Origin of the sequence: Calothrix sp. NIES-3974 (assembly GCF_002368395.1) — a bacterium.
Classification (GTDB): domain Bacteria; phylum Cyanobacteriota; class Cyanobacteriia; order Cyanobacteriales; family Nostocaceae; genus NIES-3974.
In genome coordinates, this window is the sequence record NZ_AP018254.1 from 4,246,801 (window position 1) to 4,271,023 (window position 24,223).

At 41.3% G+C, this 24,223-nt stretch carries 17 protein-coding genes; 4 read left to right on the forward strand and 13 right to left on the reverse strand.

Annotated features, from left to right (window positions below; translation table 11 throughout):
* Positions 1-122 precede the first annotated feature (122 nt).
* Entirely contained in the window at positions 123-548 is a 426-nt protein-coding gene (locus tag CDC37_RS17080) for a DUF2141 domain-containing protein (protein WP_096623455.1), read from the forward strand.
* Between the two features lie 153 nt (positions 549-701).
* Here CDC37_RS17080 and CDC37_RS17085 read toward each other — a convergent pair whose 3' ends face one another.
* The 3 genes from CDC37_RS17085 to CDC37_RS17095 form a co-directional block, all read right to left on the reverse strand.
* Positions 702-1,046, reverse strand: coding sequence for a hypothetical protein (locus CDC37_RS17085; protein WP_231943095.1), 345 nt, complete (start codon positions 1,044-1,046; stop codon positions 702-704).
* A 233-nt stretch (positions 1,047-1,279) separates the two neighbouring features.
* Complete coding sequence (locus CDC37_RS17090) at positions 1,280-1,672, reverse strand: hypothetical protein (RefSeq protein WP_096626339.1); 393 nt, start codon at positions 1,670-1,672, stop codon at positions 1,280-1,282.
* Between the two features lie 28 nt (positions 1,673-1,700).
* Positions 1,701-2,318 carry a hypothetical protein gene (locus CDC37_RS17095; RefSeq protein ID WP_096623459.1) on the reverse strand — a complete coding sequence of 206 codons (618 nt, stop codon included), beginning with the start codon at positions 2,316-2,318 and terminating at the stop codon, positions 1,701-1,703.
* A 1,414-nt stretch (positions 2,319-3,732) separates the two neighbouring features.
* Between CDC37_RS17095 and CDC37_RS17100 the strand changes: the two genes are divergently transcribed.
* Positions 3,733-4,440 carry a hypothetical protein gene (locus tag CDC37_RS17100; RefSeq protein ID WP_096623461.1) on the forward strand — a complete coding sequence of 236 codons (708 nt, stop codon included), beginning with the start codon at positions 3,733-3,735 and terminating at the stop codon, positions 4,438-4,440.
* Between the two features lie 4 nt (positions 4,441-4,444).
* On the opposite strand, the gene CDC37_RS17105 is transcribed toward CDC37_RS17100, so the two are convergent.
* From CDC37_RS17105 to alaS, 3 genes are all read right to left on the reverse strand, one after another.
* A complete protein-coding gene (locus CDC37_RS17105) occupies positions 4,445-5,236 on the reverse strand; it encodes a hypothetical protein (protein ID WP_096623463.1) in 792 nt (263 codons plus the stop codon).
* A gap of 1,021 nt (positions 5,237-6,257) precedes the next feature.
* Entirely contained in the window at positions 6,258-8,255 is a 1,998-nt protein-coding gene (dnaG, locus tag CDC37_RS17110; protein WP_096623465.1) for a DNA primase, read from the reverse strand.
* A 328-nt stretch (positions 8,256-8,583) separates the two neighbouring features.
* Positions 8,584-11,229 carry an alanine--tRNA ligase gene (gene alaS, locus CDC37_RS17115; protein WP_096623467.1) on the reverse strand — a complete coding sequence of 882 codons (2,646 nt, stop codon included), beginning with the start codon at positions 11,227-11,229 and terminating at the stop codon, positions 8,584-8,586.
* A gap of 1,413 nt (positions 11,230-12,642) precedes the next feature.
* Between alaS and CDC37_RS17120 the strand changes: the two genes are divergently transcribed.
* Positions 12,643-13,677, forward strand: a complete 1,035-nt coding sequence (locus CDC37_RS17120) for a GGDEF domain-containing protein (RefSeq protein WP_096623469.1) — start codon at positions 12,643-12,645, stop codon at positions 13,675-13,677.
* Between the two features lie 235 nt (positions 13,678-13,912).
* Here CDC37_RS17120 and CDC37_RS17125 read toward each other — a convergent pair whose 3' ends face one another.
* Positions 13,913-14,623 carry an ATP-dependent Zn protease gene (locus CDC37_RS17125; protein WP_096623471.1) on the reverse strand — a complete coding sequence of 237 codons (711 nt, stop codon included), beginning with the start codon at positions 14,621-14,623 and terminating at the stop codon, positions 13,913-13,915.
* Between the two features lie 760 nt (positions 14,624-15,383).
* Between CDC37_RS17125 and CDC37_RS17130 the strand changes: the two genes are divergently transcribed.
* Positions 15,384-18,143 (forward strand): CHAT domain-containing tetratricopeptide repeat protein, encoded by a 2,760-nt coding sequence (locus CDC37_RS17130; RefSeq protein WP_096623473.1) that lies wholly within the window; start codon positions 15,384-15,386, stop codon positions 18,141-18,143.
* 80 nt (positions 18,144-18,223) lie between these two features.
* Here the strand turns inward: CDC37_RS17130 and CDC37_RS17135 are convergent, their stop codons facing one another.
* The 6 genes from CDC37_RS17135 to CDC37_RS17165 all read right to left on the reverse strand — a co-directional run bounded on the left by CDC37_RS17135 (position 18,224) and on the right by CDC37_RS17165 (position 24,057).
* Complete coding sequence (locus CDC37_RS17135; protein WP_096626341.1) at positions 18,224-19,885, reverse strand: MBL fold metallo-hydrolase; 1,662 nt, start codon at positions 19,883-19,885, stop codon at positions 18,224-18,226.
* Positions 19,886-20,958: 1,073 nt separating this feature from the next.
* Positions 20,959-21,726: an MBL fold metallo-hydrolase gene (locus CDC37_RS17145; RefSeq protein ID WP_096623475.1), complete on the reverse strand. Its 768-nt coding sequence runs from the start codon at positions 21,724-21,726 to the stop codon at positions 20,959-20,961.
* Positions 21,726-22,328, reverse strand: a complete 603-nt coding sequence (locus CDC37_RS17150) for an anthranilate synthase component II (protein WP_096623477.1) — start codon at positions 22,326-22,328, stop codon at positions 21,726-21,728. Before CDC37_RS17150 ends, CDC37_RS17145 begins: the two co-directional genes overlap by 1 nt.
* Before the next feature lie 244 nt (positions 22,329-22,572).
* A complete protein-coding gene (locus CDC37_RS17155; RefSeq protein ID WP_096623479.1) occupies positions 22,573-23,034 on the reverse strand; it encodes a diacylglycerol kinase family protein in 462 nt (153 codons plus the stop codon).
* 147 nt (positions 23,035-23,181) lie between these two features.
* The gene (gene ybeY / locus CDC37_RS17160) at positions 23,182-23,745 is read right to left on the reverse strand and encodes an rRNA maturation RNase YbeY (RefSeq protein WP_096623481.1); all 564 of its coding nucleotides are present in this window, start codon (positions 23,743-23,745) and stop codon (positions 23,182-23,184) included.
* A gap of 153 nt (positions 23,746-23,898) precedes the next feature.
* Positions 23,899-24,057, reverse strand: a complete 159-nt coding sequence (locus tag CDC37_RS17165; protein ID WP_096623483.1) for a DUF3285 domain-containing protein — start codon at positions 24,055-24,057, stop codon at positions 23,899-23,901.
* Positions 24,058-24,223: the final 166 nt, after the last annotated feature.

Here is a 24,223-nt window from a genome sequence, read left to right on the forward strand (position 1 = left end):
CCCAATTTGCACCAAAATCGGTGAGAAAATGGGTTAAAGTATTATGTAAAGAAAAATTAACAGATTTATACTGAATTTTTCCCTTGATTATTTTTGGGTTTATTGTCAATTAACAAACAACCATGCAAGAGCGCTCCAGTCTACCATCTAGCAACTGTATCGATACCACTAGTACCCTAACGGTTGAAATAGACAACCTCCGTAATTATTTAGGGAAAGTATACGTCAGCTTGTTTGCCGATGGTAAGGGATTTCCCCACAATGCCAAAAATGCTGTCCAGGTGAAAATAGTGGAAATAACTGATATACCCCTGATTATTAAGTTTGATAGATTACAACCAGGTGATTATGCGATCGCGCTCATCCATGATGAAAATGGTGATGGTAAGTTAAATTGCAATATCCTCGGTATTCCCACGGAGGGCTTTGGTTTTTCCCAAAATCCACCCTTGCGAATTGGTTCTCCTAAGTTTCAGGAAACCATGTTTCCAGTTAGTGGTGCAAACACAACTATCAGAATCAAAGTAATTTATTTGTTGGGTGGTTAGGAGCGGATTTTGGAGTTTAGATTACCCTTCGGTCAATCCGCTAACCTAAAGGCATGGCTTTCGCCAACGCGTCTATGGATTTGGGATTACTGTGGTCTTTTTTTGTTCTAGATTACTCCCAATTTCCAGACAAAAGCGACATTTCGCGTTTCTCTAAGGTGCTAGATTCAGTGATGATTTATTAATCAAAATATCATTTTGAAATTGCAGGGTTACACTCCAATAGGGATTAATTTCACCTGCATTCGATAGGCTATGTTCACCAGCAGAAATATCTTGATGACTCCACTGATAAATTTTTTCATGGATTTTTGTATCAGAATAATTAACTTCATGTTCGTAGATTAAAATTCCATCCCAGCCAATAATATTACGAACTTCATCGTAGGACATACCAGGAGATATGGAATTATATAAATCTCGTTTAATTTCTGATTGACTTCTGGAAGGATGAATTTGTACATCAATTTGCCGATGGTGCGGGAAAACTCTCAACATGGAACTGATTGATAAATTGGGAAATTGACTGAGAAAAAAATCTCTCTGGAAGTAGATGAAAATAATCCATCCAAACAAGGCAATAGACAACAAAATTGAATATTTCATGAGAAAAAAGGGTGGAAAAACCACCCCCAGGTTGATTAACGATGGATAATAGCCAGAACTTACGCAAGGACAAGGTAAACACCGTCATTGCGACATTAGTTAGCAATCGCAAAAGATGTTAACAATTACCGTACACCAGCAGTTGTTTCGTGAGAGTTGGTATAGGAGTTAGTAATTGTATTGATTGTGCCGTAAACTTTGGTGACAATATTTTCATGGAAGCTACCACTTAGGTTTGAACCAGCAGCATGAACGGTAAAGTCATCGAAGGAAACTTCACTGACAACACCGCATTTAGAGAAGCACTTAGAAACATTTATATCCCCATCCACATAAATTTTATCAGCCCAAGAACTGTAGTTCTCATAACGGTTAGAATTAGTGTGAGAATCAAGATTTAAATTGGTATTAGTTGTACTATGACTATTAACCCACTCGTTACGAACAAAGGTTTCTCCAGCAAGGGCTGGTAAGCTAATAAAAGTTGCCAAAATTGCTAAACCAAGAACTTTTTTCATGATTTCACCTGTGATAGTAATTGACAAGTTAATTGTTGTTTTCAGTCTCATTTTTTGGTAAGTCCTGAGACTGGAACCTGATGGGTTTATTAGGTTCTTTTGTATTAGTTCTATCTATAGATACCCCTTGACAAACAGCAGCAATAGTTGGAAAGCTGTCGGGGTTAAGCTGTACACCTGCGCTGATTAATTCAGAACAAGCACGAGCATTAATAATCTCTACGTCATATTGTGTTTTACGAGCAATAGTTTCTGCCATTCGCTTACAAGTACCCTCTAAACTTCCTCCTAAAGGAATCACGAAAGCAGCATTGATACCGTAAGATGAATTATTGGAGAAACTAATTCCATCAAAGGAACTAAAGGAGGTTCCTAATACTAAGGAGGGTCGCGGACAAACAACATGCATTCCTGCGATTCCCTGAATTTTATAAGCTGCGGATTCACCGAGATTATATACTCCGGTTTGATTAATTGCTGACGAGTTGCGCTGTTGATTATCTAACCTTTGTTCTTGAGTCGGTTGAGATTGGGAATTAACTGTATTGTTCACTGATTGAGCTTGGACTTCTACATCTGTGCTGACTACAATGAGTAGACATAGCAAGGAACTATTGGTTAAGGTTGCTAAAAGTTTGCTAAACATTGGATGTTTTAATTATTGGGATTTCTGATTAAAACAGTTTTGCAATATGAAATTTTTCACCTGGATTGGGTAGGGTTAATGGTTTTTATTCCCTTTCATTTTCTAATTTATTAGTGATTTACTTGTGTGATTTGAGTTGTCTTGCTCACTCATCACACTTTCATATTCCCAAGAACTTCTGGATATGACGAGGGGAGTTTTGGGGGATTAGGTGGGTGATTTGACTATCGTTTTTCCCGTAAAATTTGTGAACTTTGTAAAGTTATTTAAATTAAGAAACGTTAATTAATTTTTGAAAGAATAATAAGGAAATATTGAAGAGACTGCAAAGATAGAAACAAAGTTATCAATAGTTTGTATGATGCAGATAGAAGAATTCACTGATACAATTTTTGCATACAGTACCCTAATTATCTTGTTGGTATGGATATTTGTATCCGTTTACCAGCGAGAATTTGGATATTGTCTAGTTAGGTATTAAGAGGTGGGATTGGGAAAAATAAATGGCAAATTAAATTGCCGAATATAGTTCTGAATTTGTATACCTCAATTTTTCACAAATTCCTGAAAATTTTGGGGAGTAGGGAGCAACAGAAAAATAAATCTGTTCTCAAGACTTTAGTGTTTTTCGTACTTGCACAAGAATTTAATTTGTTTTGACAAATATTGATTCCACAAGATAATCTTATCAAAAATCCAACTTTTCACTATTTGATTTTTTCATTTCAATGCAAGTTGGAAATTACTATAACTCCCTTGTAGGGGACTTTTTTAACTATCAAGTTTTCAAAGTTTGACTCCAGCCTTATATATATAAGGACAAAATCTGGTTTTTAAAAAGCAATTAATTGATGCAATAACTAGTAATATATTAATACTGGATTAAAAATTTGACCAATCAGCAATATTTATCACGATTCAGCTTTTTGATGTCATGTCGTTAAATCCGCATTTGAAGCAAATCCCTAAAACTGACAGGGAGTAGGGAATAGAAGAACAATCAATACTTAACTTGAAGTTGATATCTGACGGGGAAGCAGGGGAAGAAAATGTATCAAGATTTGAGTGAAATGCTACAACTTACTTGTAAAAAATCTAGATAAATCCCCATTTTTCACAAAATTCACAGTTTTAGAGGGAGTGGGGAGTAGCTTATATTTCATGCTAATACCAAAACCTATGACAATGATTTTTTCTCCACCTCTGGATCAAGCGAGTGAACAATCAACTGAACTACAATAATCCGATTTAAGTCGTAAAAAATAGCGTACCTTTGACTGATGACTGTTAACCGTCAACTGTCAACCGTTAATAAACCTACATGTAAGATTTCACAAATCCCCCTCGGAATGCTGTAGTTAAAGTTTACAAATTTTCATCAATTCTCATAGTTTATCAAAATTAGGTTATCAAAATGAATACTCAAAGTATATTGGAAATTGCGGATAGAATTGTATCGGAAAAAACTGGTAAGCATTTGACGGATTTACAATTGGATTTATTACAAGCTGCTTGTGAAAATAAAACCTATGAGGAATTTGCCTTGAGTCGTGGTTATTGTTTAGATTATATCAAAAAGGATGTGGGTGCAGAATTATGGCATGTATTATCAAAAAGTTTGGGAGAGAAAGTGACGAAAAAGAATTTTCGTCATGCATTTGAGCGATATTATCAGCTTTTCGTCATCAATAGTAACAATGAATTGCCATCGGTTAATTTTTTTCATGGTGTTGAGACACCCCGTTTATCAACTTTTTGCTCAACTCAATCTCACAAATCTCCAATTATTGCATTGATAAACTGCGGTGAGCAACAAAAAAACTTGTTAATTGATCATTTACTGGAAAAACTCCCAGCGGATTTCTCCTCCGAAGATAAACGCTATGCTTTAGCAGATCATCTTGTTTCTTTACAGCAAGTTTCAGAATCCCCAAAATGTGTTGATCAGGGTATCTATCGCTGTTCTCATCAAGAGGAAGTAAAAAAGCAAATCTATTGCCTATTATATCAATACCTGACGACTTTTCCTTGTCTGATTATTTTAGATAATATAGACAACTTATTCACAGCGATGGAATTAGGGAGGGAAAATCCACCAAACTCTCATCAGCTAAAATCATAATTGATTATGCATGTCGTTGCAAAACGATAATTTGTGTTCCCACTACTGGATTGCGTGCAATTAAATGGTCTTGCATATCCATAATTTCTAGATGGGTAAAATCTAAATCCTGCGATCGCAACCAAATATCGGTGGCAATTTCGTCCTGCTCAGATGTTGACAAATTATACCAGTCATCACTGAGTTTTACCGACAGGGTACTACTGGCAAAATTTACCTGAATTGACTTTACCATCCCCTGGGCAATGCGATCGCTAATGTTGGCAATTTGGTTTTCAATGGCTGCAATCAGGTTTTGTTCGGGGGTCAAAGGTGTGATTTCGGGAATGGTTTCTGGTTCAACGGGGGTCTCTACAGCAGTAATTTCCGGAGTCGGTTCTGGAGTCGGTTCTGGTGTTGATTGTGCGATCGCTTCCGGGGTCGGTTCCACCTCTGGGGGAATAGTTTCCTCTGGGATGGGATTTTCGGGTGTTGCTTCCGGTGTTAGTGTGCTAATACTTGCTATTGGTGTCGGTTCTATTTCGGGATTGGTTTGCTGATGAAATAAATTAGTTCCTCGCCAAATCACCACTACAGCGACACCAGCTATAATTATACCCGGCAAGATGGAGGGAATTTTTCCCCAAAAACCAGACCTGGGAATTTCCCTAGTCTCCTCCTGTTCCAGCTTTGTCACCGTATTTTCTAATATACCAATTGTCCCCCGCAGTAACTGAATCACCTTCTCCTTCCAAAAAGGTTGTCGAACTCGTCGTGGTTGATTATTTCCTGGTTGTCGGTTTCGATTGTTAGACATAGAATTTTAGCAAAAATCAAGAGGATTCAAGGATAAGTAAATGGATGGGTAGTGGAACAAGTAATAGGTTATACCTTACATGCTGGTATATGTTTCTTTTAGTAGTAGAGAGGTTGCATGGCGATGTCTCTTCCAGGATTAACTATTTCAATCAAAAGCTCACTTATTGACCGTGTGAAGTATATATCGTGGTTTCATATGTAATTACATCTACCAACTTCAGAGTCAGAATCGGCTGAAATCATTGTCACCTTTGGATTAATTTATCACTTTCAAGTAATTTTCTTTGGTTAAGTATTCTACATCTTGAATCTTTATTTTCCGATTTTAACTAATGTTGATAACAGTAAAGATTAGTTGCAATCACTATTCCCAGCAAATTAACTGGTGTATATTAATAATTGAAGCTAGATAGATAGCTTCCCTGGCAGAGACAACAGCCCGGAGTCAACTTAGTTAAACAAAGAGGTAAGAAAGCTGTTTATTGGATCTGTCTCGCAAACAAACAACAACGCCCAACGCGAAAACTTATAATTCCTCATTTGTGTTAGGGGGGAAATGCAACTAGAAGGTGTCTTTGTAGCGCGAACAAAGTTTATCTAGTGTAGCCCCAAAGAGTAAGATGATAGAAGAGGAAATCCCTAAGTGAGTAGATGGTTGGGTGTTGTTGTATTTAAAGCTAAGTCGGTGGGTGGTACAAATTGTCGTTGAGAGCAGGGAGTAGAGATGACCCGTCGGGTCGTCTGTACACGGAGAGACGCGATATATCGCGTCTGTACGGGAGTAAGGCTTTGATTAGTTTACCGGGGTGGTTGTTGGTTTTCTAGATAGGTGGCGATCGCGTGGTAAATTGTGGCGATCGCAAGTAGTATTCCCCTGGTAGAAATTGGCATTGGAAAGTATTAATTCTCACTATTTTGACTATTGTCCTGACTCTGGACACGGGGTTATAAAGCTTATTTTTCCTTCGAGAGTACAGACGGGACATGTCGTGTCTCTCCCGATTCCCAGAAATGATAATTCAAATTAAATCCAGAATGGAAAATTGTCGCATTTTATTTAATTCTTGCAGTTTAATTTCTTCATACAGGAAAGATTGATAATAGGATTGGGATAGTTCAGGGTCATTGTTGGGATCAGTTTGATTTAATAATTCTAAAAAATGACGTTTGCGCTTTTCTCGGAGATTTTTTTCCATACAGGCAATAGTTGCTTGAATCACTTGGGGAGTGCGAATAATTTCCGTTTTGGCTTTTTCACTTAAATAAAATAAATGGGAAATCGAGTTTAGATCGATTGCAGATGCTAAATAAATATTTTGAATAGTGGAAATTAAGTCAATCTGTTCATGATGGGGAATTTGTAATATTTGCTGCCAGAGATAGCGATGGTGGGAAAGACTAAATTGCAGGTCTTTTTCCTCCAGGATTTGATTAATAGTTGGACGATGTTGGGGACAATGTAGATAAATACGTAATAATAATTCTTCTGCTTGGACAAGTAAGTTAGATTTACTAATGGTAAGTTGATTTTTGCTGCTGTCAGTACCTAAATCCTGGGTTGAGGATGGACTATCAATTCCTATGTCATCATCTAGGGGAATGGAATCGGCAGGTGTGGTAAATTCAGTTGGAGTAGGTTTTGAATATTTCCGTTTTGGGAAGCTTCTTTGTAGGGGATTTAACTGGGTGACAAGATTTTCTATACGCAAAGCAATCAGATTAGTGTCACCACCACATAAAATTTCCGCACAGTGGGAAATATAATAATTGCGCGTATCAATATTTTCAATTTTGTTGAGAAGTTTGACAAATTGCTGGGAGATAAATTGAAAATCAATGACATTTTTAATATCTCGTTCCCGGATAATTTGATGAATTTGCCAATCTATCCATAGAGGAGCTTGATTTAAAAGCTGTCGATAATCATCAGCCGAATAGGTACGTAAATACTCATCCGCATCCTTCCCATCGGGAATATTCAAAATCTTTAATTGTACTTCACCGTTATAGGCTAAATTGGCAATTTCTCCAATCGCTCTTTCCGTTGCATTGACACCAGCCTTATCTGCATCAAAATTGAGAATGAGTTGTTTAGAATCACAATAACGTAACGCTAATTTGACCTGTTCTAAACTTAAAGCAGTCCCCAAAGATGCAACCGCATTCGTAATTCCCGCAGCATGTAAAGCAATGACATCAAAATAACCCTCCACCACAATTACCCGGTCAAACAGGGAAATCGGGTTTTTGGCTTGATCCAATCCAAACAAGGTTTTACCCTTAAAAAATATCTCCGTTTCTGGGGAATTTAAATACTTCGGTTGGTCATCCCCCATCGTCCTCCCACCAAACCCAATTACCCGTCCCAAGGTATCATGAATGGGAATAATAATGCGATCGCGAAACACATCGTAATATCCCTTCCCCTCCGAACGTGGTTTTATTAAACCAGCTTTTTCCACCAACTGCACCGGGTAATGCTTATCCTCTACCAAATAGCGATACAGGGTTTCCCAACCACCAGGAGCATATCCCAAACCAAATCGCTGGATTATCTCCTCATCCAGTTGACGCTGTTGCTGAAGATAGGACATCGCACCGTAACCTTCCTTCCGCAACGCATGTTGATAGAACCTTGCTGCTGCTGCTACCACCTCATACAACTGTTCCCTTAGAGAAATCTGTCTTTGCAATTCCTGACGTTCTTCCGGTGCTAAGGTTTGCAGTGGTACCTGGTAGCGTCTTGCTAAATCCAACACCACATCCGCAAACCCACGCTTTTGAATATCCATCAAAAACTTGATGGCATTCCCCCCTGCTTGACAGCCAAAGCAATAGTACATTTGCTTGCTGGGACTAACACTAAAACTGGGAGTTTTTTCATCATGGAATGGACAAACCCCGATATAGTCCTTACCTCGCTTCCGTAACACCACATGTTCGGAAACAACCTCATAAATATCTGCACGTGCTTTGACAGCATCAATGGTATCTGGGTGTAAGCGAGGGATTTCCATACAGAATTATCAGTAACATTAACAATCCAATAACTCTTGGATGTTAACTAGATTTTTTAAATTACTAGTACAATTCGGCGGAAATAAAGCTACCATTTCAAATGACTAAAAAGCCTATCAAATAGACCTTCTTCCTTTCATCTTTTTACGTTTGCCTTGTTTTACTAGTACATTGGATTCTAGCACAGTATCTGGGGTAATACTTCTGTCATTTTGATTCATCCAAGGGGAAGAAGACAGGATGATGACTGGGTGGGATGTGGCGCGATCGCTAAAATTTTGTCAATATGAGACGCAATATATTGCGTCTCTACAGATTTGATTGATATTAACCCAAACTGGCAATTAAATCCTGTTTTGCTTGGGCGATCGCGTCTCCTAATTTACTTGCATCCCTTCCTCCTGCTTGGGCTATATTGGGTTTTCCACCTCCACCTCCACCGCAGATTTTGGCGATTCCCCCGATAAATTTACCTGCAAGGAGTCCCTTTTTATTTACCTCCGTACCGAATGCTGCGACTAAACTGACTTTTCCCGGTTCGGGGACGGAACCTAATACCACTGCTGCATTTGCACCGAGTTTTTGTTGTAGTCTTTCCCCTGCGGTTTGCAAGGATGCTGCATCGACGTTATCCATACGTGCAACCAGAATTTTAAATCCGGACAAGGTTTCTGCATTTGCAAGTAAACTATCGGATTTAGCGATCGCAAGTTCTCCCTTCAAACTACTGACTTCCTTTTGCAGGGTTTTCACTTCCGTCTGCAATGCGGTAATTCTGTCGCTAATTTCTTCTGGTTTGACCTTAAAGCGATCGCTTAATTCCTTAACTACCTTGTCCCGAATACTCAGGTAATCTAAAATCGCGCTCCCGGAAACAGCCTCAATTCGTCGTACTCCAGCAGATATCCCCGCTTCGGAAATAATTTTAAATACCCCGATTTCCGCAGTATTACTGACGTGCGTTCCGCCACACAACTCCATCGACACACCTGCAAAATCCACAACACGGACTTCATCGCCGTATTTTTCGCCAAACATGGCGGTTGCACCCTTGGCTTTGGCTTCAGCTAGGGGTAAAATTTCCACATGGGCCGGATGGGCTTCCGATATCCAGGTGTTAACTTGGTCTTCGACTTGTTGAATTTCCTCCGGTGTTAATGCGCGGGGACAATTAAAGTCGAAGCGCAATCGGTCAAAACTCACCAAGGAACCTGCTTGGGAAATCCCCTCATCCACGATTTTTTTCAGTGCAGCTTGGAGGAGGTGGGTGGCAGTATGATTAGCTTGGGCACGACGACGACAAGCACGGTCAATTTGGGCTGTAACCGTATCCCCGACGCGGACTGTTCCCCGTTCTACGCGACCAAAGTGGACAAAAAAGTCGGATTCTTTTTTCACATCCTCGACGCGAATTAATAGACCGTCACCAGATAGATAACCCCGATCACCAATTTGTCCCCCCGATTCGGCATAGAAGGGGGTTTGATCCAGAACAATTTGTATTTCTGTCCCCGCTTCGGCTGCTTCTTCCGCCACACCATTAACTAGAATTGCCTCAACTTGGGAGGTGGTAACGGCTTGGGTATAACCCACAAAATTTGTCACCTGGATATGTTCAGCTAATTTATCCAGACTACCCTGCACCGTTAAATCAATAGTTTCGTGGGCTTCCCGACCCATTTGTTTTTGCCGTTCCATTTCGGCTGCAAAGCCAGCTTCATCAATGGTTAGACCGTTTTCGTGGGCAATTTCGGCGGTCAGTTCCTGGGGAAAACCGTAGGTATCGTAAAGCTTGAAGACATCTGCACCGCTAATAATAGTTTGTTTTTCTTGCTTCACTTTATTGATAATCTCTGTCAGTAACTTCTCACCCCGTTCCAAGGTTTTCAAGAAATTACTTTCCTCCCGTTGCAACTCCGCTTTGATGGCATTTTCCCGCTTGCGTAATTCTGGGTAGGCAGATTCCGCCATTGCGATCGCTGTTTCCACCACCTGAGTGGTAAATTCCCCGGAAATACCAATCAACCGACCATGACGGACAACACGACGGATTAAGCGTCGCAACACATAACCCCGTCCCGTATTCGAGGCGCGAATTTCATCGGCAATCATATGGGCGATCGCGCGGATGTGGTCGCCAATCACTTTTAAGGAGGTTTTGACTTTTTCGTCGGCTGTAGTATAATCAATACCAGCTATGGTGGCCGCCCTCTGGATAATTGGGAATATCAAATCCGTTTCATAATTATTGGGAACCTGTTGGAGAATCTGCGCCATCCGCTCTAACCCCATCCCCGTATCGATATTTTTGCTGGCAAGGGGTGTTAAGTTTCCCTGGGCATCCTTGTTATACTCCATAAACACCAGGTTATAAAACTCAATAAACCGGGTGTCGTCCTCCAAATCAATCTGGTCATCCCCTAATTCCGGATGGAAATCGTAGTATATTTCCGAACAGGGACCACAGGGGCCAGTTGGCCCAGACTCCCAGAAATTATCCTCCTTCCCCATCCGCTTGATGCGCTTTTCACTGACACCAATCTGGTCACGCCAAATGGCAAAAGCTTCATCGTCCTCCTCAAATACACTGACGACTAGGCGTTCCTGGGGTAAACCAAATACCTCCGTGGAAATTTCCCACCCCCAAGCGATCGCTTGCTCTTTGAAGTAATCACCAAAGCTAAAATTACCTAACATTTCAAAAAACGTGTGGTGACGCTTAGTTACACCCACATTTTCAATATCATTGGTGCGGATACACTTTTGGGAAGTCGTTGCACGCTTAAATTCCGGGGTACGCTGTCCGAGAAATATGGGTTTAAATGGTAGCATCCCCGCAATCGTTAGCAATACGGTAGGGTCTTCCGGAACCAGGGAAGCACTGGGAAGTACCTGGTGTCCACGTTGTTGATAAAAATTGAGAAATCGGGAGCGGATTTCGCTACCGTCAAGACGCAAGGGATTGGAAGACATGGGTTTGAATAATACGTTGCTGAATAATCGTCAATGATATTAAATATTAGCGAAGAATGAAGGGAAAGTGATGCACAAGGGAGTAGGGAGAGGTAGGGACGTGACATGTTACATCTGTCGCAGTAGAATTTGTTGTGGGAGCATCTTGTTCCTTTTAGACAATTAGCGAGTGAGACCACTACCCATAATTCAACTATGGTTTACAGGGTCAGGGGGTGAGCTTTTTGCTGAGATAGTAAATGCTTGCAGACAACTGTCACCTGTCAACAAACTAAAGGAGTAATATATCAGCGTGCAAAGTGTATTCATACATCATTTACCTGACTAAACCTGTATTTCTCACAAGTTAATGGTAAGCCTTAAGTCAGAGTTTAATTATCTTTCCACTCCCCACTCCCTGAAAGTTTTAGGGATTTGTGAGAAATCAGGATAAACTAATTTTCTACAACCCCTATTTATTCAGAAGTCTTGTGTTTTCCGTATACCTAGTTGAGCAAGACTAATTAAAGTGATAAAGTTTCCAAATTTATTAAGAATTTATCTGGCCAGGTGTTCCTATAATATTTTTTTGAACTGGACCCTTTACCAAAATCCAAACTAGCTTGATACCCATATTTTTGACTAGCGGCTTGCAGATTTAAGATTTTTTTCCTAATTTATCTGTAATTTTACTGATGATTTTGGCAGGATTACGAGTATCATGTATCGGTCTATAGGAGTATTACACATTTAATGATTATTGGCAATTTGATTTGAGTTACCGGTCAAAGTGAGGTATTTATTTACGAAATGACTAGAAGGGCGAATGTAGTTAAGTATCACGGTATTTACAGGAAGAAGGATTCCGTATAAATGCTGTACACACGGGGTCTTCTAGAATCAAGAGATGATTTTGCGACCTGCGTGTCTATCAATCAAACGATTTTTCGGTGTGGGAATAAAAAAATATTTCCGATTACAGTCAAAACTAGCAAGAGGGAGGAAACAATTATGAAGTTTTATAGTCTTTACTCAAAAAATATGAAATTTACCTACGTTAATTCCACAGTTGAGGGCGATTAAGTATTATGATGGAAATCACGCAGTACACCTATACCTGTGTCGATTATTCCGTATTTTTACTGTTTAAAAAAGACTGGTGAAAGCAGACAGTAGGTAGCAGAACATAACCCCTGTAACATTACTCAGATAAATATTAAGTATCAGTTGAGCAACGTAGACACCCTATCGGTGTTTTCTCTAAATAATAGGGAAGGTTGGTAATTGCTACTAATCTAGAGAGTTACAAAACAATGTCTATAGGTGAAAACCTAAGCCTGGGATACTTAAATTGTTCATTTATTAATGTCAGGGAGCATCGCACCTATTCACCAGGGTAAACTTTGCTAGTAAAAAAAGGCTGAGAATATAGCAATGAAGATATCTATTCTGGTCTTTGGGAGTTGTAATTTTTTGGCGACGCTTCCAGATCAGATCCGCGATGAAAATGCATTTCGTATCGAGTTGATCGATAATTTTAACCACGCGATCGCTCGGATTCAGGTTGCGCCACCCGATATCGTGATTGTCCAGGCTAGTATTGATGGTAGTATGGAGCTTTGTGCTTGGTTGAAGGAACAAGCCAAGTTATCGTGGATTTATTGCATCTTATTGGAAGATCGAGCAGAGTTTTTGGAGAAGAAAATAGCATCCGCAGAATCTGACTGGGAATGGGAAACGGACATGACCGCAGCTGCATTGCGTCAAGGTGCGGATGTGTACATTTTTTGGCTGGTTGTCCATGGGCGATCGCAAATTAGTTGCTCCCAGATAGCAGCTTGTCACCGCTTGTTGGTAGCACAGTTGACGGTTGGTTTGCGCAAAGCTCATAAATATCGGGATTTGGTACGGACGAATGATTTACTTTCGGCGATCGCTCTTTCCGATGCGTTGACAGAATTAAATAATCGACGCGCTTTAGAATGGGAATTACCCCGACTAATTCAAAAATCACGGCAACAGGGCCAATATTTTAGTTTAATTATTCTGGATGTCGATTTCTTCAAAATAGTTAACGACACCTACGGACATTTAGTCGGCGATCGCTTGTTGCAGTTATTATGTACTAGATTGCGTCATAATCTCCGCTTTCAAGACACCGCATTTCGCTATGGTGGTGAGGAATTTGTGATTTTGTTGAGTAATACGGATTGCGACGAAGCAATTTCAGTTGCGAAACGCTTAAATCGCGTGGTCGGTAGTGAACCGTTTCAAATCGATCCCCAATTATCTATCAATGTCACAATTAGTTTGGGAGTTGCTTGTCTGCAAGCGGAGGATGATATCAAGGGAGTGAGCTTACTACATCGAGCTGACCAGTATTTACTAGAAGCGAAAGCTTTAGGAAGAAACCGAGTTGTCGCGGACGAAAGTTATGCCTACAAACCCTATTTACACGTTGTTTCTTAAGACAGGAGACAGTATAAAAATTCTACTGCTTCCCTGTGTTAACCCCTACTAATTCAAGTAACTCAAGTGAAAATACTCGGTGGAACTGGCTTCTAATCTGTGGAAAAATCAAAAAATAATACCTGCATTTGCAGCGAGTGAGCGATCAGCCTAGAGTCATGGTTTGTTCTTCCTACTACTCTCCACTCCCCACTCCCTCTGCATCCAGCAAGTACTCAAAGAATTAGAAATTTTATTAGAAATTTTCAAGTGGTGTGAGTTTTTCCATTGATTTCGACTCAGAAATAATCCGAATACATTCATCAACAGTTGCGCGATCGCGCATTGCTTCTACTAGTTTAGTATAGGCAAGGGAATTTGCTTCAAGGATGGTTTTCGCTTGGAGTAAATAAAAGCGTTGCTTTTGCTCGCATATCGATGGGGAAAAACCGACATTCCGCATCAAAGCACTGAGAAAAGCTCGATCATCTTTTCCCCCTTGAGCCTCAGTATACACCATTTTCTCGGCTGCAATTCCAGCCATCCAAACAATACCATATCGGTCAAGCATTTGGGCTGTAATTTTTCCGCTTTTTAACTGGTTTTGTATCTCTTCATCATCAAAACGAACTCCACCCTGTCCCGGAAAACCCTGCTGTAGCGCTTCCCAAGCACTGAGACTGTAACCGAGAACGGGAATCGCAAACAGATGGGCCAGCAAAAAATGTCCCGCTTCATGGTAGATTATGCGATCGCGATAGGCTGGAAAAAATCCCCCAATCCAATCTAGGAATACATTTCCCCCTTTCCCCTGCAAAAAGAAGCTATCCACCGTCACCACTCCTAACACTGCAAATGTGGTCGCAGCTGGTAATGTGGGGGGGATATGTAGTAATGGTCCAAGCAAAATCGCAAGTGTCATCAAGAAAACAGATATCGCCGTCAAATTTAAACTTAATTGATCCATACGAATTTTTCTTAAAAAAGCTTAATTTTTCTTTATTATCCGTTAAATCCAGAAAATAGGGAATGAAAATCAAGGGATTTTAGATTTTGGATTGGGGAATGCTCCTAAGTCATGTATTTTACCAGCCTTACATGGTAAAGCTTTGGAATGAACCTAATAAATGTACTACTTTAATTTTTTGCTAGCAGCGAAAAACGTGGCTAGTATAGGTTAGCGGAAATCAACAGAGTATAATTAGTCACAGCTTCTATCTAGTGACCATGCTTTGCGTGGTCACTCAGTCACGACTTCTATCTAGTGACCATGCTTTGCGTGGTCACTCAGTCAGCGAAGGCTCTGCCTTCGTAGATTCTGCACCCACGCGGAGCATGGGTGCGAGGGAAAAGGTAGGCGTATTTACGCCGCGTCGTACTAGTTAGACTCTTGCGTCTTGCAGCAATGCAAGTGTAATTTAATACTCAACATTGAATTGAATTATCCTAACTATTGATTGTATAAGGATAATGATGAAAAATATTGCTGTAATTTTATTGCGTAAATTTCGAGTTTGATAGTGTATATACGTAGAAGTGCAAGATAAATGAACTTGGTATAAGCCTTTTTCGTCAGGAGTACTACACGTCCTCGAAAATACCGTGTCGCAGATAAATCTGTTTGCTTTGTCTAACTCAGGAAGTATAGGTGAAAAATTAGATTTATATTAAATTAAAAACAGGAAATTATTATTTATTTTATATTCATTTTCCACAGACTAAATCCTATGAACAGACTGAAACAAACTCGGAAGTTGTTCAAAAAAAGATTCAACAAAGTGGTATTGTATACTTTAATTTTATTATTGGCTGTGGTGTTATCTGCAAATACCCCTGGTGTAATCGTTAGTAGCGTCAATTATTTCCGTGGGAAGCCAGATAGGCAAAATCTACAACAATTGATTTCCCAATCTGGTGAAACAAATCGCGATCGCGCCAGATATTTGACAATGCAGGGTTGGCAATTATACGAAAAAGGTACAATCGAATCCCTGAATCAGGCTTTAGAAATATTACAATCAGCCCGGAAACTGTGGCAACAATTAGGGGATAAACAAGCCGAAGCACGTGCTGTTTTAGGAATTGGTCGGGTATATGCGGATTTAGGACGGAAGCAGTTAGCTTTAGAACATTATCAACAAATGTTACCCCTATCCCGTTCAGTAGGCGATCGCCGCAGTGAATCAACGGCGATTAATAATATTGGAAGGGTATACGAGGATTTAGGGGAAAAACAAAAGGCTTTAGATAATTATCAACAAGCTTTAGAACTAGTCAAGCAAGATAGAGATAAAAATCGAGAAGCGAGTATATTAGTAAATATTGGTCGGATATTAGGCTATTTTGGGGACAAACAAAAAGCCATTGATTCTCAAACTCAAGCCCTATCCTTATTTCGGGAATTAAAAGACATTGATGGACAAATTCTGGCTTTAAATAGCCTTGGTCAGGTTTATTTTGACCAGCAAGACTTACAAAAGGCAATGGACTTTTACCAACAAGCTTTGTCCCTGCTGAGTCAAAGTGACGACAAACGGGGAATGGCTACCACCTGGAATAATCTGGGTCAACTACACTTTGAATTAGGGAAAATCGACAAAGCCATAGATTGTTTTCGTCAAGCCTTAGAAATATGGCAACAAATAGGAGATAAAAGCGGAGCTGCTTCCAGTTTAAATAACATTGGTGCAGTTTACAGACACAAAGGAAAACTTCCCGAAGCATTATCCTATTTCCAACAAGCATTATCCCTCACCAGGGAAGTTAGCGATCGCAGTCTGGAAGCTAATACCCTAGCAAATATAGCCCAAGTTCAACATCAACAGGGACAACTGGAAACATCCCAAAAAAATATCGAGAGTGCGATCGCTATTATTGAAGACCAGCGCAGTCAAATCCGTAGTCAAGATTATCGCATCACCTACTTTGCCAGCAAAAAAGGGCTATACGACTTTTACATCGATGTCTTAATGGATTTACATCAAAAATACCCAAATAAGGGGTATGACGCGCAAGCACTACAGGCCAGTGAAAATTCCCGCGCCCGTGGTTTAATAGAATTACTCAGCGAAGCCCACGCCAAAATCCGCACCCAAGTTGACCCTCAACTCCTAGCCGACGAAAACCGGATTAAATTCCGCCTCGAAGCAGTTAATCAACAACTCCAATCCATCCCCGATACCCCCGAAGGTCAACCCCAAACCGCATCCCTGCGACAAGAAATCAATACCCTAGTGGCAGAGTATAAAAACCTGCAATCCAAAATCCGTAGCCAAAGCCCCAACTACGGCCAATTAATGTACCCCAAACCCCTTAACCTCCAAGAAATCCAACAACAACTAGACAAAGACACCGTTTTATTAGAATATTCCCTAGGACGCGATCGCAGTTACCTGTGGACCTTATCCCCAAACAGTTTCCAATCCTACATCCTTCCTCCCTCCTCCCAAATCAAAATCAACGCCGAAAAATTCCGTACAGGTGTACAAATTACCACCCCAGACCTCCCCAACCAAGTCATAAATACAGCCCAGCAACTAAGTCAAACCATTATCGCTCCTGCCATTAACCAAATCAAAGAAAAACGTCTGGTCATCGTCGGAGACGGTATTCTTCAACAAATTCCCTTTGCTACCCTCCCCGACCCCCAAGTGAAAAATAAATACCAACCCTTGATGGTGAATCACGAAATCATCAATCTCCCCTCAGCCACCACCATCGCCATCCAACGCCGACAAATCACCAATCGTCAAACCGCTCCCAACCTCATCGCCATCCTCGCAGACCCCGTTTATACCGCTAATGACGAACGAGTTACGGGAAAACCCGTACCTACCCAAATCGCCGCCAATTTAGAAATCGAACAATCCATCCTCAAACGTTCCGGTAGAGCCATTAATGGTCAAGGATTTCCCCGTCTACCCTTCACCCTCCAGGAAGCCGAATCTATCCTCCAACTGCTTCCCAAGACCACCGGACTTAAAGCCACCAGTTTCGATGCCAACTACGACTTTGCCACCAGTCCGACCCTCAGTCAATATCGGATTCTCCACTTTGCCACCCACGGATTTGTCGATAACGACAATCCGGAATTATCGGGATTAGTTCTTTCCTTAGTTGACCAACAAGGACGACCCAGACGGGGATATCTCCAATTAGCAGACCTGTATAATTTAAACTATCCCGCCGACTTGATTGTTTTAAGTGCCTGCGAAACCGGACTTGGTAAGGAAGTTCGCGGCGAAGGATTGGTGGGGTTGACAAGAGGGCTAATGTATGCTGGTGGAGCCAGAATCGTCATTTCCCTGTGGCAAGTAAGTGACGAAGGTACAGCAGTATTAATGCAGGAATTCTATCAGCAAATGTTAGGGAATAAACAAACACCCGCAGCAGCTTTAAGGAAGGCTCAAATCAAACTTTGGCAACAGGGAGATTATCGCAGTCCCTATTTTTGGGCTGGGTTTACAATTCAGGGTGAGTGGCTGTAAATAGGGAGTTGGGGCAATACGGTTGGGAACAGAAATTTTGACAAACCACTACTCCCCACTCCCTCACTCCCTATTCCCTGTCAAAGATTTTTTTCCGGATTAGGCGATCGCTCAAAAACTGGACAATATCCTTCTAGGGTGACGCGAAAGTTGTACAATGGGGAGGATGGATTCCAACATCTTTGTCCGCGCTGATGACGACATGTACCGCAACAGTCTATACTCCAATCAATGCGATCGCTATTTTGATGCATCAGTTCCCGGGGTGATAATCCCCGCAGGACTAATTCTTCCCCTTGCCATCTGGCTTCTACTAGTCCAGTGTCGGCAAATTGTCGCCATCGCGGGTCGGCGGCGATCGCTTCTGGAAGGGTAATTGTCACCATGCTCCCTAACTCGGTTAATTCCCCTTCGTAGTTGGTTTCTGGGGCTGATGGTTGCAAAAAATTATCCCCAACTGGTAATTCTACGAGGGTTCCACTGGCGGGAGAATGGACATGGTAGCGATTTTGCAATTCTTCCAGGCTGGTGAGGTCTGCCAGGTATTCCGGGGCACCATGTACAAAAATGACATGCTGCGGACGTAAGTTGTGAATCAGTTGGGTGGTTCCAGGACAATCACTGTGTTGGGCTAAGAGGTATGTTTCCACCTGCACTAGGCAGGGTGATTGTTGATAAACCCGTGATTCGATTTTCTGGGGAGCTAAAATTAACCAAGGACCCGTGTCTTCTTGCAAATAGGCTTGCAGGTCACTGTTGACATCCGTCAAGACGATACAGGGATTTCTCCCCACGGTTCCACGGTTTTCTGGTGGTAATCTCCGGACACGGGGACGTACCCGTTCATCCCAAAATAAAGGCTGGTGACGGGCAAAGTTTTGTACCGATGCGGGTAAATGGGGTAATAATTCTAAATACACATCACAACCAATGGCTACACTCCCATCCACCCAGATATCTAAATTCCGCCCCGTAAAATAATGGTGGCTGCGCAGCAACATCAGTAACTCCTGTCCTAATCCCAACGCTGGAGTCGGCATTAACACGGAATAACCATCTTCAATCGCCCGATTGATTCTTTCTGCTAATTGGTTTTCCTGGTTACGACGGTGGGGATGGCGCGAACTTCCGTAGGTTCCCTCAATAATCAACACATCTAACTCAATCCCCCGCAATTCCTCTAATCGTAAACCCTCCACCAATCGAGAATTGGAGAGAAAAAAATCACCCGTATACAACAATCTGTATTTTTTCTGGGGACTAATATAGGTAATTAAAAATGCAACTGCACCTGGTAAATGACCCGCCGGGAACAATTCCACAATTAAACCATCTTCTAACTCGATTGGCGATCGCAATGGTAGGGCTTGACAAAATTGGGTCTTCGATTTGTCGGTTTCATCTAGCCAGTTTAGGGGTAATAATCGACTTGTGACTTCACTCCCATAGATGGGTAGTAAAGGATAAAGTTCGTGTAGGGATTTTAAACCCTGTGCATGGTCAGGATGAGCATGACTCACCAAAACGAAATTGGCTGGTAAGGGAGACTGTCCCGGTCGAGCAGATTTGACCACTCCCTCAATTAAAGGAGTGATATCAGCCAAACCACAATCCAACAAAATACGATGCTTACCCATACGTAGCAACAAACACATGCCCTCACCCTGCTGGTGAACGCCATAGGGTAAACATTCTAGTTCGCAGGTCTGTTCGCGATCGTCGAAGTCCAATGATTCCGACATAGAATTAAACAAAAACTCCCTCGCTTTTCCCTGAATCCCCTTATCCCCAGGAGGTTGTTTTTGGCTTTCAGGGGTAGGAGTGTCGCTCATACCATCCCCCCAACCGCAAGCAAATTTACCAGGTGCTAATATCTCCCTCATGTCACGACAACATGGGGTGATAACTGCTAACCGTTAACAGTCAACGGTTAGCAGTCAACTGTCAGCAAAAAGTGAATCTGCAAATTAAATAATCCCTAAAATGCCTAACAGTTGATATTTTGAGGTGGGGTTAATGGGCAGATCCATTACCGTGGTAATTATCCGAGTCATAAAAGCCGTTCTTGGTGCCAAAAAATAAGCACGCAAACGTAAATACCACCGTTAATCCAACTAATATTAGTTTCACATCCATTGTTGTAATATCCTCATTGAATATTTTATCTACAAACTTCGTTGCAATCCTTAACAATCACAACAGCTAAATTCACAACTACGCTTCTCAATCTTTACTATGTTATGTAAGCTTTTGGCAATGAGCGAAGATACTAAAATACAAGTTTGATTGTAAAACGTTTGGATTAACCTGTCTATCTGTTGAAATCATTAAAAAAATCTATATTTCTGGACTCATATATCCATGCTTAAAAGAAATATTTGTTGACAGTTAATACCGTTTTACTTTGAAGTTGATACATTTAGGAAAGCAGGGGAGCAGGGGAAGACAATGTATCAACATTTGGGGAAAATAGTATAAAAATTGACCGGTAGGTGACAGAATCGACGTAACAATGCTATTTCTATTCCAGGATAAACTTCTTCAACAGTCCCTTGTCACGGAGAACCTCGCTACCCATACATATCCAAATACAGTTTTACTTTGAAGTTGATACATTTAGAAAGCAGGGGGAGCAGGGGAAGGAAATGCATCAAAATTTTACTGAAATGGTATAAGCCAGCATTTGCAGCAAGGGAGTTATAAGTCGTAAGTAATGGGTTGATTCTTCCACCACTCCCCACTTCCTACTCCCTACTCCCTGAAAGTTTTAAGAGTTTGTGAGAAATCCGGGGACGGATACCACAATTAAATTCCCTTAAAATCGATAGCTCATCACCTGAATGGCGCTGGTTTGCGGTAACTGATTTGGACGGATGGTGATAGTATCCGTATTACTACGAATTATTTGCGTACCCTGCATCACATTCAAAAATTCATCAAGGGGAGCAATATCGCAAGTATCATCAGCCGCTTGGGTACGGTAATAGGTAGGAATGATTAACCTGGGATTAAGGGATTGAATTGCTTGTTGAGCTTCTTGAGCATTATATCCCTTAGCTCCACCACCCACCGGAATTAGTGCCACATCGGGACGACCAAATAGGGTCTTTTGTTCAATGGAAATTGATCCTGCTGGTACACCAAGATGGGAAATCCGCACACCTGCTTGTCTCCAACTCCAAGCGTTATTCATCCCAAATTGTCTACCACCCCTACGGTCGTGGGGAAGTGCAACCCCTTGAAACTGAATTCCACCAAACTCGTAAACACCGGGTCGAAAAATCAATTTCGGATTCCCCGGTAAATCGCCAATATAGCCTTCATCCAGGAGTTGGCTACTAACTAAAACCAAATCAGCTGTCACCCGAATCGGTCGATATTTGGCAGTACAACCCCCCGGACGGAACGGATTCACAAGTACCCGTAAACCCCCACCCGTAAACAAAAAACAACTATGTCCCAACCACTGGATAGATAAGGAATTGCCCGTTTGTGCGTTTGCTTGGAGGTGTGTTAACCATTCTCCACCCATCGCAGTTAGCAATCCTGCTCCAGCGTAGCCCATTAACTGTCGTCGTTTCATCAATTTGCTCTTGACTGTATTTGTACGAGAAAGTTACGTAACAATTGCTTGCCTGAAGTTGTCAGGACACTCTCTGGATGAAACTGGACTCCTTCCACGTGGGGATAGTTCCGATGTCGTACACCCATAATTGTTCCATCCTCGACCCACGCAGTAATTTCTAATACATCTGGACAGGTTTGTCGCTCAATAATCAAGCTATGGTAGCGAGTTGCGGTCATTGGGTTTTCAATCCCAGCGAATACCCCTACCCCTGTATGGAAAACAGGGGATGTTTTCCCGTGCATTAATTCCGGTGCGGAGACTATTTTACCGCCAAATACCTGGCCAATGCTCTGATGACCTAAGCAAACACCCAAAATGGGATAATTCGCACCTAATTGGCGAATTAAATCCACAGAAACACCCGCGTCTTCTGGTCTACCTGGACCTGGGGAAATGACGATTCCGTGGGGATTTAAACTGCGAATTTCCGCAATCGATATTTTGTCATTGCGAAAAACTTGAATATCTTGAGCGATCGCAAATTCTGTACTTAGTTCTCCTAAATACTGAACCAAATTATAAGTAAAGCTATCGTAATTATCAATAACTATAATCACCGTTTAATCCTGCAATTGCCATCAAATATTAGGATACAGGAATATAGTTGCTGAGACAGACCGCCAGGTAAACTGGGGGAACAAGGGAACGTTGCATCCAAATTGCGGCGTTGTTGCATACAAAGATGAATTGGGAATTTCACGTTATGTAGAGACGTAGCGATGCTACGTCTCTTTAATTTGAATCAATGTAAATAATTCTAATTCATGCCCAAATATGATGTTTATCTAGCAAAATTTCCACCTAATGAATTAGATATCCCGCAACTTCCACCCATAAAGGCGGTATGATTAAAATCCCCGCGACAAAAACCGCAACCATCGCTGCAACTAACACCGCACCCGCAGCACAATCCTTGGCAATTTTAGCTAATTCGTGGTAGGTCTGCTTCACAGTTAAATCCACCAGGGATTCAATTGCTGTATTTAGTAACTCCAAAGCCAATACTAAACCACTAGTTAGACCAATTACGGCCATGGACACGGCTGATAAATGTAAAAATATCCCTAAGCTTAAAGCCAGTATACATACAGAAACATGGATTTTAAAATTGCGTTGGGTTCTAAAAGCATAGGTGATTCCAGCCCAAGCGTATTTAAAACTGACAAATAAATTTGATGCTACCTGCCAAGATAACTTACGCTCTGGATTCGTAACTGTCTCCAGCGAATCAGACTTTAGGGGGGACGAAAGTTTATTGGACATAAGCATCAAGTAAAAACGGTGTAAGGGTACAAGGAGGAAAGGTAAAACTAGCAGAGTCAATTAACACTTATCAGAAATTAACACTTAGTTATATTTCTACATAAGTATTATAGGAGGTCAGTTTGCGATTTTTGGCAAGTTGGACAACTAAATGATTTCTGCTAAATCAATGTTTATTTTTATGCCTACAAGCCTCAGCAGTTCCACTTGCTTCATGAGCATTCTGGTCAGGGATGCGGCATCCGGATGATCCCAGCCGAGGAGATGTAAAAAACCGTGAGACACCAACCATACTAACTCATCTGCGGGGGAATGTCCTTGTTGAGTCGCCTGGCGAATAGCTGTATCTATTGACACGACAATATCACCGAGATACAAGGGGGAATCCGGAGGAAGTTGAAGCGATCGCGGAGTCATTTCTTCCAGGGAAGCAAAAGCGAGAACATCTGTAGGTTGATTTTTGTAACGATAGGTGTGATTTAGTTGTTGAATTTCGGTATCATCAGTGAACCGCAGGCCCATTTCGTAGCTTTGGGCGAGAGCGATCGCCTGATGTTGGGATACTAAATCTGTATACAAATATTCAAACCAATTGTTGATCCAGTTTTGCCAAGTGACCGGATCGATATAATTTTCCCCGACGACGACGGGAAACTGCTTCTCGTCAGTCGACTCATAGAAGGCATCTTGCACGTATAATTCAACTAACACCCCTCATCACTCCAGACGAAAATCAACTAGGAAACAATCTTTGTATTAAATAGGATTAATAGGGAATACGGTCGAGAGGAAAAAAATTATGTTAACTGCTAACCGTTAACCGTTGAAGTAACCTAGAACCCTCTGGGTTGCTGCATTGTCATCTTAGCGAGTTAGATAAGCAAGTCCAATCAATACAGCTAACAGACCCACAGTTGTCAGGAAAAAATGTTTCAGGGAGGTAGCGCGTTTTTGCACCATATTCCGCATCGCTAACTTCACATAGCGAGGTTGGGGTTCCGTGGATGGGGAATTATTTGTCATAACCTATTAATTAACTATATTTTGGCAAAAATTATTGGTTTCAGGCGACAGCTGTCACAACTATCATAACGGCAATCTGCTCCAAATCACCAAAAAAGACAGGCGTAGAGCCTATCTTTTATTTGATGGAGATAATTATGATTTAATTTAGTTGCTGATTGATTGC